The 13,647-nt window shown below is 58.7% G+C and carries 11 protein-coding genes; 7 read left to right on the top strand and 4 right to left on the bottom strand.

Going from position 1 to position 13,647, the window contains the following annotated elements:
* Nucleotides 1–64 precede the first annotated feature (64 nt).
* The 4 genes from U5A08_RS14495 to U5A08_RS14510 all read left to right on the top strand — a co-directional run bounded on the left by U5A08_RS14495 (nucleotide 65) and on the right by U5A08_RS14510 (nucleotide 4,699).
* Nucleotides 65–1,114, top strand: coding sequence for an alpha/beta fold hydrolase (locus U5A08_RS14495; protein WP_253395875.1), 1,050 nt, complete (start codon nucleotides 65–67; stop codon nucleotides 1,112–1,114).
* A gap of 83 nt (nucleotides 1,115–1,197) precedes the next feature.
* Complete coding sequence (locus tag U5A08_RS14500; protein WP_321852133.1) at nucleotides 1,198–2,172, top strand: transporter; 975 nt, start codon at nucleotides 1,198–1,200, stop codon at nucleotides 2,170–2,172.
* A 449-nt stretch (nucleotides 2,173–2,621) separates the two neighbouring features.
* Complete coding sequence (locus U5A08_RS14505) at nucleotides 2,622–3,512, top strand: helix-turn-helix domain-containing protein (RefSeq protein ID WP_253395879.1); 891 nt, start codon at nucleotides 2,622–2,624, stop codon at nucleotides 3,510–3,512.
* 248 nt (nucleotides 3,513–3,760) lie between these two features.
* Nucleotides 3,761–4,699 (top strand): ADP-polyphosphate phosphotransferase, encoded by a 939-nt coding sequence (locus U5A08_RS14510; protein ID WP_321852135.1) that lies wholly within the window; start codon nucleotides 3,761–3,763, stop codon nucleotides 4,697–4,699.
* Between the two features lie 18 nt (nucleotides 4,700–4,717).
* Here the strand turns inward: U5A08_RS14510 and U5A08_RS14515 are convergent, their stop codons facing one another.
* Nucleotides 4,718–5,359 carry a TetR/AcrR family transcriptional regulator gene (locus U5A08_RS14515; RefSeq protein WP_321852137.1) on the bottom strand — a complete coding sequence of 214 codons (642 nt, stop codon included), beginning with the start codon at nucleotides 5,357–5,359 and terminating at the stop codon, nucleotides 4,718–4,720.
* Nucleotides 5,360–5,481: 122 nt separating this feature from the next.
* On the opposite strand from U5A08_RS14515, the gene U5A08_RS14520 reads away from it, so the two are divergent.
* Entirely contained in the window at nucleotides 5,482–6,699 is a 1,218-nt protein-coding gene (locus U5A08_RS14520; RefSeq protein ID WP_321852139.1) for an MFS transporter, read from the top strand.
* Nucleotides 6,700–6,746: 47 nt separating this feature from the next.
* Here U5A08_RS14520 and U5A08_RS14525 read toward each other — a convergent pair whose 3' ends face one another.
* The 3 genes from U5A08_RS14525 to U5A08_RS14535 all read right to left on the bottom strand — a co-directional run bounded on the left by U5A08_RS14525 (nucleotide 6,747) and on the right by U5A08_RS14535 (nucleotide 8,313).
* On the bottom strand, nucleotides 6,747–6,950 hold the full coding sequence (locus tag U5A08_RS14525; RefSeq protein WP_253395887.1) for a DUF2986 domain-containing protein: 204 nt from the start codon (nucleotides 6,948–6,950) through the stop codon (nucleotides 6,747–6,749).
* Nucleotides 6,951–7,074: 124 nt separating this feature from the next.
* Nucleotides 7,075–7,230 (bottom strand): DUF2569 family protein, encoded by a 156-nt coding sequence (locus tag U5A08_RS14530; RefSeq protein WP_321852141.1) that lies wholly within the window; start codon nucleotides 7,228–7,230, stop codon nucleotides 7,075–7,077.
* 42 nt (nucleotides 7,231–7,272) lie between these two features.
* A complete protein-coding gene (locus U5A08_RS14535) occupies nucleotides 7,273–8,313 on the bottom strand; it encodes an alpha/beta hydrolase family protein (RefSeq protein ID WP_321852143.1) in 1,041 nt (346 codons plus the stop codon).
* 302 nt (nucleotides 8,314–8,615) lie between these two features.
* On the opposite strand from U5A08_RS14535, the gene U5A08_RS14540 reads away from it, so the two are divergent.
* Both U5A08_RS14540 and mgtA read left to right on the top strand, forming a co-directional pair.
* Nucleotides 8,616–9,761 (top strand): NAD(P)H-hydrate epimerase, encoded by a 1,146-nt coding sequence (locus U5A08_RS14540; RefSeq protein ID WP_321852145.1) that lies wholly within the window; start codon nucleotides 8,616–8,618, stop codon nucleotides 9,759–9,761.
* Between the two features lie 297 nt (nucleotides 9,762–10,058).
* Nucleotides 10,059–13,646 (top strand): magnesium-translocating P-type ATPase, encoded by a 3,588-nt coding sequence (gene mgtA, locus U5A08_RS14545; protein WP_321852146.1) that lies wholly within the window; start codon nucleotides 10,059–10,061, stop codon nucleotides 13,644–13,646.
* Nucleotide 13,647: the final 1 nt, after the last annotated feature.

The raw sequence follows: 13,647 nt of genomic DNA on the forward strand, positions 1-13,647 counted from the left end.
GGTTGAAGCTGTCACTGCGACTCTCTAGTGCGCCGTGACAGCTCGATATACGAGGTGACCTAAAATGAATAATTATTACTCCGAAGAAAATCACGGTCCTTTTGAACTTATCAATATCGGATCGCTCCAGCTTGAAGAAGGTTCATGCATTCCGGAGTGCCGACTGGCCGTAGCCGTACATGGCACCCTGAACGCCGAGAAGAGTAACGCCATACTTGTTCCTACCTGGTATTCGGGCACGAGCAAGGCGATGGAGCAAATCTACATTGGCGAAGGGCGGGCGCTGGATCCTTCGAAATACTGCATCATCGTCGTCAACCAGATCGGTAACGGCCTTTCCAGCTCAGCGAGTAACACTGGCGGCGCATTGGCGGGCCCTGGATTTCCGAATGTCAGGATTGGCGATGACGTCAGCGCCCAGTACACATTGCTCACCGAATACTTTGGGATAGAGCACTTGGCGCTAGTGGTCGGGGGATCGATGGGTGCGCAGCAAACCTACGAGTGGACCGTGCGCTATCCAGACTTTGTCAAACGTGCCGCGGTCATAGCCGGCACCGCGCGCAATAGCGAGCATGACTTCCTGTTCACCGAAATACTCATTGACGCGATAACGACCGATCCGGCCTTCCGGGCCGGCTTATACGGTTCGTCGTCGACAGTGGAGGCCGGACTTAAGCGGCACGCGAAAGTTTGGGCATTGATGGGCTGGAGTACTGAGTTCTTTCGCGCCGAGCGGCATAAAGCGCTGGGTTTCGAGTCGATGCAGGTATTCATCGACCGCTTCATGACAGGCTACTTTGCGGCAATGGACCCTAACAACCTCCTGACCATGGCGTGGAAATGGCAGCGAGGAGATGTCAGTCGAAACACTGGCGGTGATCTTGCGACGGCCCTTGGGCGAATCAAAGCGAAAACCTATGTCATGCCAATTTCACATGACCAGTTTTTTACCATGGACGATTGTCTGTCGGAGCAGCAAATGATCCCGAACAGCGAGTTCAGGCCATTGCAATCAATCGATGGTCACCTCGGACTTTTTGGCACCGATAGCGAAATGCTCAATCAACTGGACGCCCATCTAGGAGAGCTGCTTTTATCCCCAACCTATTGAAACACACCTGCAAGAACGCAAAAAAATAGCACAGGACTCCTGTGCTAAACCCAGAATAATTTTATAAAAAACAGGGTTGAAGGATGAAAATAACAACAGCACGTTCTTTGCGCGCGCCGAATACGCTCGAATCGAGTTCTGACGCCGACGTCGACTGCCTCAGGAAAAACAACCTACACTTGCGTGTCCTGCATGCGTTTCGGTTGCTGATTCTAATTCTTTGCCTTCAACGTTCGATTGTCTGCCACGCATTGGATGTCGATCCTGGCGACTATACGCCAATGCCCGATGGCACACAGCTCGGACTACTTTATTTACAGCACGCAGAACGCCATGATTATTACGTGCGCGGCAATCAGTTAAGCGACAAATATAACCTTTACTCGGATGTTGCCATCCTGAGGGGGGTTAGCTATCAAGCGTTTGCAGGCCTGCTGACGAATATCCAACTTCTATTGCCTTTCGGCCATCTCTCGACAGGTGGCGATATAAAAGCCATGGGCAGTGAAAGCGGAATGGGCGACCCCATTCTGGCGAATGCGATCTGGATCCATCAGGATCCTTCAAAAAACCGCGCATTGGGCCTGACTCAATATCTTTTTTTGCCTATAGGCGACTACAGCAAGAATCAAGAGTTGAATATCGGGGAAAACAGATGGAAATATGTCTTGCAGGGCGGGTACATGCACGGTATCGGCAGTAGCGTCATTCTGGATTTCGTTGCTGATGTTACTTTTTTCGGTGATAACGATAGTTACTCCGCTCGTGACCTGACGCTGAAGCAGGATCCACAGTATCAGATGCAAGGATTTATCCGGTACAAGCTCAGTGACCGCGCGGCTATGCATGTCGGTTATTCGCGGCTATGGGGCGGGCAGAGGACAGTTGACGGAACTGATTTGGAAGATGAAAGCCGTCAAGCAAAAATAATGCTGGGAGGGTCTTACTTCGTTACTCCTAAAGTTCAGTTGCTTGCGACATTGGGGCGAGATATGTCAGTTGAAAATGACTTCAAGGAGGCGTCTCGCCTTAATCTTCGAGTGCTTTACGTATTCTAAGTCACACCGCTCTTGATCAAGGAAAGTCAGGCAAGGACTCCCCAATCGAGCTGCGCTGGCTACGTCAGGAAAATCATCGAAAACACCCCCAGGGCGATGGCCTGATATGAATCGCTCCGTTGCGAGAACTCCGCCTCGCAGCCCCTTTTGCGGCCGCCCGCCGGTGGCCGTTTTTTTTGCCTGGGTCGGAAAAGTTAGTAACCATCAACGCATGAAAATCGGTCGGTGACTTTTTATAGCTGTTTCATACTGGCATTCGGTTTTTTATAATTACTTAAATCGCGTAGCGTTTGATATTTGTTTCGATGCCGCTCATCCCATGCTAGTATTTCTGTGAGATGTACATACTAATAAAAACAATATTACAAGGCCAGCCCTCGAGTGCTTTCAGACTTTACGTAGGAGCACAGCGAGAGCAAGGATGACGGCCTTCAAGTGAGACTTTAATTATGCCGACTGTCATTACTCCAAAGGAACTTCTCAAGTGGGTGCCAGGCGTAGTTCTCAGCTCAAGCGAAGAGCTCGGATGGAAAGATATAGAACAACGGTCATATCGCTATAGAGGTCAGGACGTTCTCATTCCACCCCTTGATCATTTCATGATCGTTTATTATTTTGGCGGCCGTACACCGATGGATCGATGCGTGGACGAGGGCTGGACGCGCACAGCTTGCGCTCCGGGCGATATTTCGCTGCTTACGATGTCACAGGACTCCCACTGGAACTGGACTGAAGACATTGATGTTTCTCACCTCTATCTTTCCAATGCGCTGATGTCACGTGTGGCCATGGATGTTATGGACCGTCCGATTGAAGACGTTCGCCTACATGATCTGCTCCGCACCCAAGACTCGATCCTGACAGCGATTGTCGGCGCAATCACAAATGAAGTAAGAAATCGTGGAATTGGTGGGGCGTTGTATGTGGAAGCCTTGAGTATGCAGTTGGCCATTCACCTCCTACGGCATTACGCCAGTGTCACCTTTAAAGAATTCAGTGCGCCTGGCCGGCTGTCCCAACAGCAAAAAAAATACTTGCTCGAGTTTATCGATGCTCACCTGGAAGAGTCCATACGCCTGGACGAAATGGCCGATGCCGTAGGATTGGGCGTCTGGACATTCTCCCGAAAATTCAGTGAATCATTTGACTGCTCGCCACATACATTTGTTACCGAACAGCGCATCGAGCGAGCCAAACGAATGTTGTACAGCGGCACACTTTCGATTAAAGAAATTGCCTATCATTGCGGATTTTCCGATCAAGCGCATTTGACACGTGTATTACGTACTAAACTCGGCATGACGCCTACGCAACTAAGGAACAATAAAAACCACGAATAGTAGATGCCTGGACAGGAAAATCCAGATTGAAAGCATCGCGTAGGAGCGGGCCAAGTCGGAAGAGAAAATTTGCGGTAAATTCCAGTTAGCCCTCACACGGCACCCAGTCGCGCCCTCTATTCCAGAACAGTATTCGCCTTGCGAATCGGCAACCGTCGCCGAGGCAACGTCGGATCCGGCCGATACAAAATAAATCAGTACTCTTGGGCAGAATTCTGAACGACACTGTGACGTGTTGCGTTGATCGGATGGCAAATTCCCAATGCAGCGGCAAGACAACCAGCAACCGCGCCGGCGGCACCGAAAGGCGGAATATGAAAATCAATTCGGCGGAATTTAGAGTACGGGAAGGTGACAAGGTCAATCTCCACAAGTGGCCGACCAAGGTGGAACCTTTCTACAAGTCAAAACAGCAATATCGCAAGGTTCTGAGAGCGCATGTTGCGCAATTGAGCGCGCAGCAACAGCTTCTTTACGCGTCCAATCGCTATGCCATTCTGCTGATTTTCCAGGCGATGGATGCAGCTGGAAAAGATGGTGCCATCAAGCATGTGATGTCAGGGGTGAATCCGCAGGGTTGCCAAGTATTCAGCTTCAAGCATCCCAGCGCGGCTGAATTGGAGCACGACTTTCTATGGCGAACCACACGCAATCTACCGGAACGCGGGCGGATTGGCATATTCAATCGGTCGTACTATGAGGAGGTACTGATTGCGCGTGTCCATCCGGAGATTCTCCGAAGCGAGGGACTCCCGGATGCTCTTGAAAACAAGAGTACTGTCTGGCGCGACCGATATCGTTCGATCTCCAATTTGGAGCGACACCTTTCAGGTAACGGAACATGCGTCGTCAAATTTTTTCTCCATCTCTCGAAAGAAGAGCAACAAAAGCGCTTCCTTGATCGCATCGATAAGCCGGAAAAAAACTGGAAATTCAGTGCGGCGGATATCGAGGAACGCAAGTATTGGAACGACTATATGCAGGCCTACGAAAAATGTCTTAGTGCAACGAGCACGACTGAGACACCTTGGTATGTTGTGCCTGCCGATGACAAGAAAAATGCCCGACTGATCGTATCTCAGATACTTTCAGATGTGCTGGATGGGCTGAGAATGTCATATCCAAAGACCAGCGAGGAGCGTCATCAAGAACTGCTGAATATCCGCAAGCAGCTTCTGGAAGAATAACTAAGTTTGCCGTACTCACTACCTGCCCAGGTGGCGAATGGGCGGTGTGACAGACGCAGCAACATCCCAAGTCAGCATGAGCTGGCTGATCGCCGCATCAAGGCTGGCGTGCGGCACCCCATCGCGGGCCAAGATCGAAACGCCTTGCAGGAAACTGTCAAACACCGTCGCCATCACCGCCGACTGCGTCTGCTCAGGCAACTGGCCGATGTGCACCGCGCGCTCCACACAGGCCACGATCCCCGCCCGCGTGCGCAGCCGCGATTGGGTCAAGCCATTCGCCACCCGTGCGTTCTCCGGGCTGGGCGCGCTCATCACGCCCAGCGCCACCATGCAGCCCTTGGGGTGGCCGTCTTCACACTGCATGCGCACCGACTGGCGCAGCGCGGTCTCAATCGCCTGACGCGGCGGCAGGCTTTCATCCCACAGGCATTCGGTGACTTTGGCGTAGGTGTCCAGGTAGCGCTGCACGCACTCCTCGAACAGCGCCTCCTTGGAGCCGAACGCCGCGTAAAAACTCGGCGCGGAAATGCCACCACCCAGACCGGCCTTGAGTTGGGCGAGGGAGGTGGCGTCATAGCCGTGTTGCCAGAACAGGTGCATAGCCTGTTCCACGGCCTGGTGGCGGTCGAAGGTGCGGGGGCGGCCCATTTGTGCCATGGCAGGTCTCCTGTGCAAAGGCATATAAATACTAGTCGATACATAAGTCATTGACAATGCGCGGAGCGCGCCTGCAATATTTGTATCGATCAGTATCTAAGTCGCTTTCCAAGGAGTTTCCCGTGACCCCCTCACTCACCTTATCGGCCGCGTCCGAGCGCCTGCCCATCGGCGCGTTGCTCGCCCTGGCGATGACCGGTTTTATCTGCATCGTTACCGAAACCCTGCCCGCCGGCCTGTTGCCGTTGATCAGCGAGGGCATGGCGATTTCGCCGTCCATGGCCGGGCAGATGGTCACGGCCTACGCGCTGGGGTCGGTACTGGCGGTGATCCCCATGACCATCGCCACCCGGGGCTGGCGTCGACGCAATGTGCTGCTGCTGACCATCGTTGGTTTTATGCTGTTCAACTCGATCACCGCGCTGTCGTCCCATTACGGCATAACCCTGGTTGCGCGCTTTTTCGCAGGCGTCGCAGCGGGATTGGCCTGGAGCTTGTTGGCCGGTTACGCGCGGCGCATGGTCGCGCCCCATCAACAGGGCAGGGCGCTGGCACTGGCGATGGTCGGCACGCCGATTGCGCTGTCGCTGGGCGTGCCGCTGGGCACCTGGCTGGGCGGGCTGGTGGGGTGGCGCACCACGTTTGGCCTGATGTCGGGGTTGACCCTGGTATTGATCGTCTGGGTGCTGGTGAAAGTGCCGGACTATGCGCCGCAACCCGCACACCAGCGGCTGTCGCTGGGCAAAGTGCTGGCCACGCCAGGCGTGCGGCCGGTGCTGGCGGTGGTGATCAGTTGGATGCTGGCGCACAACATTTTGTACACCTACATCGCACCGTTCGTGGCGCCCGCGGGGTTGGCGAGTCACGTCGACCTGGTGCTGCTGGTGTTCGGCATCGCCGCGTTGGCGGGGATCTGGATCACGGCCAGGCTGGTCGAGCCTTTGCTGCGCAAGACCGTGCTGGTGAGCCTGGCGACGTTTGCGCTGGTCAGTGTGGCGTTCGGGTTGCTGGGGAATAGGCCTGAGGTGATCTACCTCGGTGTGGCGGTGTGGGGGCTGAGCTTCGGTGGCGCCGCGACCTTGCTGCAAACCGCGCTGGCCGATGCTGCGGGCGACGGCGCGGATGTGGCGCTGTCACTCAACGTGGTGGCGTGGAACAGCGCGATTGCCGGCAGCGGCGTGGTCGGCGGCGTGTTGCTGGACACATGGGGCGTGGCGGCATTTCCGTGGGCGATGCTGGGGTTGGGGGCGCTGGCGCTGGGCATTGCGTGGACGGCGCGGGCCCATGGTTTCAAGCCGGGGAAGCGGTCTGCCGATGGTCCGGCGGCGGTGGGGCATTAGTGTTGGCGCGACCTGCCATCACTTACGCCGCCCTGGCCGGGCTCGCGCTACTGGCCGCTGGCCTGGCCGGCCGTCTCGCCCCCTGCGTGAAAGTTCTCAGCGCAACTGTCTGGCGCCTGGGCGGCTTCGGCTTCCAGCTTTTCCCGGTCGGCCTTGCTGACGTATTTATCCTTGGATTTGGGCGCCAATTTGGCGCTGGCCTTTTTCGCCTTGGCCTTGAACAACTGCTGGAGTTTTTTCTGACGATTCATGGGTTTTTTACCAGATCTGTAAACGCGCGAATCATACCAGTTTAAAAAACCTGATCGTTGCGCCTGCCGGTCATCGGGCAGGCGCTCAACGCATCAAAGGCTGACGGGGCTAGGCGCTTCTGCCTCAACCGGACGAGGCGATGAGCGTGACGATATAAACCCTGGGGAATAAATAGTGTTCGGAGAAGAACAGGTAAACCAAATAACCAAAGGCCGCGATAAAGACTGCATTCATGAGTGTTTCTGAAACCAGGATCGCGCCCCATAGGGTGTTATCCATCGTCGTGCCGGATGAGGTAATGGTACTAGGTCGATGTTTGCTTCAATGTCGAAACGAGCGCTCCAAAAACTCGCTGATCAGCCCCACCACCTGCTGTTGAATCACCGCCCGTGGCCGAGCCCCCTCACCATCCCGGCAAATCATGCCGTCGCCCGGCGAATCCGCTTCAATCAACGCCATGCCACCCGGCTTGCAGATCGCCATGAAACTGAAGTGAGTGGCGTCGGCGATCTCCACGTATTGCGTCGACGCTTTCGGCAGGCGCTTGACCAAGGCGGCGGACTCCAAGTTAGGGTCCATCTCCTCCGACGGCACACCCCCCGCGATTACCAGCGCCGGCACTGGCAATACCGCCAGGCTGGCGTGGGTGAAACCGCGCGACAGGCCCAGGTCCAATGACACAATGGCGGTGATGCGTTTGTCGCTCAGGTCAGCGGCCAGTTGGACCTTGCCGGCGGGTGTGCCGGCAGGGTTCATCTGCCGATAGCCAATGCAACCGCCCAGCTTCGGGTGGACGTTGCAGTCTCGATTGAACAGGTCTGGATCGAAACGGGCACCGGCGATTTCCAGCACGGTCCAGCCGCCGAGGGAGTGGCCCACGGCGGCAATCTGGTTGTGCTTGACCGCGCCAAATTGCGCACGCTGCGCGAGCACCGCGTCGATGGCACGGCTGAGGTCTTTGGGCCGTTGCCACAACTGCTCGGCGGCGGCGGGGCTGCGATCCTTACTGGTGGTGCCGGGGTGGTTGACCGCTGCCACGATGTAACCTTGATGAGCCAGTGCACTGGCCAGCCACACCTGGTTGCGCCAATTGCCGCCGTAACCGTGGGACAGCACCACCAAGGGATGCTCGCCGGCAGCCGGCGGTGCGTCGGGCACGGCGAGAGCCCCGATGAACACCGCATTGTCGGCGATCAGCTCAGGCTTGGCTGTGGCGGCGGCGGGGTACCAGACGGCCAGTTGCAGCGCACGCTGGTTCTCTACATCGGGCAGGGTGGCGGTTTTAAAGCCGATCGGGTTTTCGTCGGCGAATGCCGGGGAGGTCAGGCAAAGCAGCAATAGCGCGCAGAACGCCGTTCTCATTGTTTTTATCTTCCATGATGGGATCGAAGGACCGTGGGGCTAAGGTAGTGCGTAGCGCCCATGATCCGGCGGGATCGTATCGTGTTTTGGGTCGCTGACCTACATCTCCCGGGGAGGGCAAGCGCTATGCCGACATTCAGAACCAGCTGTTTTATGCAGAAAACTGCAATAGGGTATACGGCGATGCACAGGCCGTCCTGGTCAAGATGATCGAGGCGGGCAGAGGCTTGGGGTAACCGAGCATGGCGACGTCCCAGCATGGGCGGTAATTGACTTCAGTACCGATCGAAGGTGTGAAAAGCATGAACACGTTGAGTCCCGACCTCGATAACGGCGCGCGCCAGGCGGCCTTGCTGACGGTGCACCAGATGGCGGAAGCCGACCGGCTATCGGTAGTTGCCGGAGTGTCGTCTTTCGAGTTGATGAGCAATGCCGGTGCGGCGGTGGCGCGCGAAATCGAGCGCCGCTGGACACCCCGGCCGCTGCTGGTGCTCTGCGGGCCGGGCAACAACGGCGGCGATGGTTTTGTCAGCGCCTACCGACTTGCGCAAGCGGGCTGGCCGGTGAGGGTGGCGATGTGGGGCAGTCGAGCGGCCCTGAAAGGCGAAGCCTGGCAACATGCACAGCGTTGGCAGGGCGAGGTTCAAGCCCTGAGCCCCGCGGCGCTTGAGGGGGCCGAGCTGATTGTTGACGCGGTGTTCGGCGCTGGTCTCGCCCGTGCGCTGGAGGGGCAGGTGTTGGACACCCTTGCCGCGGCTGGCCGTGGCAAGGCGCCAATTGTCGCGGTCGACACGCCCAGCGGCGTGATGGGCGATACCGGTGAGTCCTTGGGCGCGGTGGCGGCAGCCCTGACAGTGACGTTTTTTCGCAAAAAGCCCGGGCATCTGCTGTTGCCGGGGCGCGATCTGTGTAGCGAAGTCGTTGTGGCCGATATTGGCACGCCCGAAGCGGTGCTCGACGCGATCGTCCCCCAGGCATTTGAGAATCACCCTGCGTTGTGGCGGCTCGACTTACCGCGAGCCGGTCTCGATACCGTCGAGCAAACCTTTGCTGCAACCCCCGCGATCATTGCTGCGGATGCCATGCAGGTGCTGACCCTTCACGAGGGCGAATTTCGGCGGATGTTCGACTTCGTCGGCGACAAATTGACCCGCACTCGAGCCGCTGCCCAGCGCTGCTCGGCGGTGGTTGTGCATCGAGGCAGTGACACGGTGATTGCCTGCCCCGATGGCCGCGCCGTGATCCACTGCAGCGTGCCCTCGGCCGGCACAGGCGACCTATTGGGCGACATTATTCTGTGGTTGCTGGCCCAGGGCATGCCGGCTTTTTCGGCTGCGGCAGCGGGCGTGTGGCTGCACGATGCGGCCGGTGCCGAATTCGGCCCAGGGTTACGGGCAAAAGAGGTACCGAATCTTTTACCAGGGCTATTACGTCGACTGTACGGTTGATTGTCCGTGGACGTGTCGGTGAGCGGTGTATTCCACGTCCAATGTCTGATTTGAAACCTGGATGGGCGTGCGTTTGATATTTATCAAGTACGGTTTGCCGGAAAAGAGCAGTTTAACCCGCACACGAAGGTATTCATCTTCTTAGAGCGGGCCCGTACAACCCAACCCACACCGTTGCGGAGCGAGCATGCACTGCGCTCCGCCAACACCGCCCGGGGGCAGGTTGACTTGGATCAAACGGCCCCGCCCAGAACGCGCCAGAATCGGACTCTCTGCTGACTCGCTCAGGGGCATGGTATGCCTGTCAAACCGCCCACTCCGGGTTTCATCGATCCGCCTGTACCTGAAGAGGAACAGCATTACAGCCGTTCCGCGCTGTGGCTGACGTGGCTGCTGGGAGCCGCGATGTTTGTGACAGTGGTCGGCGTGGCACTGCAATTCACCGACGTCGAATCCTTCACGCGCTTGCTGACCCAGGCAGAGCCGCTGTGGCTGGTCGGCGCCCTGGCGTTGCAAGTCTTGACCTATATGGCGCAAGGGCAGGTCTTTCGGGTGGTGCTCAAGGCCGGGGCACAGCCGCTTTCACTCTGGGAGGCGGGCAAACTGAGTGTGATGAAGCTGTTTGTCGATCAGGCCCTGCCGTCCTCCGGCATCAGCGGCGCCTTTGCGGTCGTGGCCTCGTTCGTCCGCCTTGGCTTCGCCAAACCGCTGGTGCTGGCCAGCCTGGTGCTGGATTTGTCCGGGTATTTCCTGGCGTATGCGGTGTCGGTCGGCGTGGCGTTACCGGTGGTGATCTTACAGGGCCATGCCACGCCGGCGGTCATCACCGCGTGCCTGGTGTTCGTCGCCGTCAGCCTGCTTCTGGCAATGATCACGCCCAGGCTGGCCGGCAATCGACACCTGGTAGCGCATTTGCCGGGGCAGCATTTTTCGATTGTCGCCAGAATCGCTTCATTGCTCACGGGGGCGGACAAACAACTGGTTCGCAGCCGAGGGTTACTCTGGCGCATTACCTTGCTGGAACTGCTGATCATCGTGCTCGACAGCGCCACGTTGTGGGTGCTGGTGCGTGCGCTGGGGGTGTCCGCGCCGCCGTTGGGGCTGTTTGCCGGCTTTATGCTGGCCAGCGTGCTGCGCAGTATCGGCATTGTGCCGGGCGGGCTCGGGGCCTTTGAGGCGGCGGCGGTGGTCACGCTGCATTGGGTCGGGGTAAACATCGCGGTGGCGCTATCGGCCACGTTGTTATTCCGCGGGCTGACGTTCTGGTTGCCGATGCTGCCTGGCCTTTGGTTGGCCCATCGTGAATGGCGATCCACCGCCAAGCCACCCGCATTCTTGGCAACCGGCGACTATTGGAGCCCACCGCTGTGCCAGGTGTTCAGTAACGTCCAGAGCACGCCGCAGGGCTTGAGCGAGGCCGAAGCCAGCGCGCGGGTGCGCAGCGCGCCGGCCGCGGCCAAGGACCGACCGCGAGGCCTGGCCCGGCTGGTGCTGGAGCAAATGCGCACGCCCCTGGTGCTGATCCTGATCGTGGGCGCGCTGGTCGCCGTGGTGGTGGGGGACTGGCTGGATGCGGCGATTATCGGCTGCATCGTGCTGATCAGCGCGGTTCTCAGCGCCTGGTATGAAAATCGCGCCAGTACGGCGGTGGAGCAACTGCGCAGCAAGATCGCGCAGCGCGCCACGGTGCGTCGCGATGGCAAGCCCGTGGACATCGCCGCCAGCGCGGTGGTGCCGGGGGATATCCTGTTGCTCAGCGCCGGCAGCCTGATCGCAGCCGATGGCCGAATCCTGCAGGCGCTCGATTGCTTCATCGGTGAAGGCCTGCTCACCGGTGAAACCTTCCCGGTGGAAAAGTTGCCCGGCGACTGCACCGCCGATGCCACACTCGGGCAGCGGCATAATTGCGTGTTCATGGGCACCTCGGTGCGCAGCGGCACCGCCGAGGTGCTGGTCACGCGCTACGCCCCGGAGAGCGAAATCGGGCGCATCGCCAAGACGCTGACCCTACGCCCACCCGAGACGGAGTTCGAGCGCGGCCTGCGCCGGTTCGGCGGCTTGCTGTTGCGGGTGATGCTGGTGATCACGATCGTGGTGTTCGGCATCAATATCCTGCTGCACCGTCCCGCCCTCGACACTCTGTTGTTCGCCATCGCTTTGTCCATCGGGCTGTCGCCGGAACTGTTACCGGCGATCCTGAGCATCACGCTGGCCAAAGGCGCGCAACGCATGGCGGCCAAAGGGGTCATCGTGCGTCACCTCAATGCGATTGAAAACCTCGGGGCGATGGACATCCTGTGTACCGACAAGACCGGGACGCTAACCCGCGGTGTCGTGGTGCTGGACGGCGCGATGAATGTCGAGGGCAATGTCGATGCCAATATCCTGCAACTGGCGGTGTTCAACGCCAGCCTGCAGACCGGCATGCGCAACGCCATGGACGATGCAATTACCCTGGCCGGCAAAACCCTGGCGCCATGCCCCGGCGCGAGCAAACTCGATGAAGTGCCGTATGACTTCGTGCGCAAGCGCCTGAGCGTGGTGGTCGCGAATGCGCCAGAGGCCGCCCGGCTGATGGTGACCAAGGGGGCGTTGGACAACGTGCTCGAGGTCTGCACGCAGGTGCGCAGCGGCGAACAACTGCTGGCGCTGAGCGATACCGAGCGCGCCACGATTGCGCAGCGTTTCGCCGACTGGAGCGAGCAGGGCTTCAGGGTCCTGGGCCTGGCCACGCGGGTTTTGCCGGAGCAGCCGCATTACGGCCGGGATGAAGAAAAGGACATGACCTTCCGCGGCTTTCTGTTGTTCTTCGACCCGCCGGAGCCGGGCGTGAAAGACACCCTTGCCACGCTTGAGCGCCTGGGTGTGCAAGTAAAGATCATCAGTGGCGACAGCCATCTGGTCGCCCGTCACGTGGGCAGGGCAGTGGGCCTGCCCGTGGAGCGGATCATCACCGGTGCAGAGCTGGCGGCCATGAAAGACGAAGCGTTGATGCACCTGGCGCCGCTGACCACGCTGTTTGCCGAGGTCGACCCCAACCAGAAGGAACGCATCATCCGCGCCCTGCAGAAGACCGGGCACGTCGTCGGCTACATGGGCGATGGCATCAACGATGCCCCGGCGCTTCAAGTCGCCGATATCGGGATCTCGGTGGACAACGCCGCCGACGTGGCCAAGCAGGCCGCCGACTTCGTGTTGCTGGAGCACAACCTCGACGTGTTGCGCGAAGGCATCGAAGAGGGCCGGCATACCTTTGCCAATACCTTGAAGTACATTTCCATCGTCTCCAGTGCCAATTTCGGCAACATGATCAGCATGGCCCTGGCTTCGTTGGTATTGCCGTTCCTGCCGATGCTGGCCAAGCAAATACTGCTCAACAACTTCCTGTCTGACATCCCCTCCATGGGGATTGCCAGTGACAACGTCGACCGCGAATGGGAAAACACCCCGCACCGCTGGAACATCAGCGAAATCCGCAACTTCATGGTGGTGTTCGGGCTGGTCAGTTCCCTGTTCGATGTGCTCACGTTCGCCGCGCTGTACCTGCTGGCAGAGAAGGGCGCCGAAGTATTTCGCAGCGGCTGGTTCGTCGAGTCGCTGCTGACCCAACTGCTGACGATCTTCATCGTGCGCACCTACCGCCCGTTCTACCAAAGCCGTCCGGCGACACTGCTGTTGCTCAGCGCCGCGGCCATCGGCCTGCTGGCCGTCGGGCTGCCTTACAGCCCGATCGCGTCTTGGTTCGGCCTAGTGCCCTTGCCACTGCCGATCCTGCTGACGGTGCTGGCAATCAGCCTGGTCTACATGGGCGCGGCGGAATGGGTCAAGCGGCTCTTTTACCGTCGCCAGCGGTTGAACCGCGCTCGCGCTACCACACTTTCTTGAT

It is taken from the genome of Pseudomonas paraveronii, from assembly GCF_963681955.1.
GTDB classification, from domain to species: domain Bacteria; phylum Pseudomonadota; class Gammaproteobacteria; order Pseudomonadales; family Pseudomonadaceae; genus Aquipseudomonas; species Aquipseudomonas paraveronii.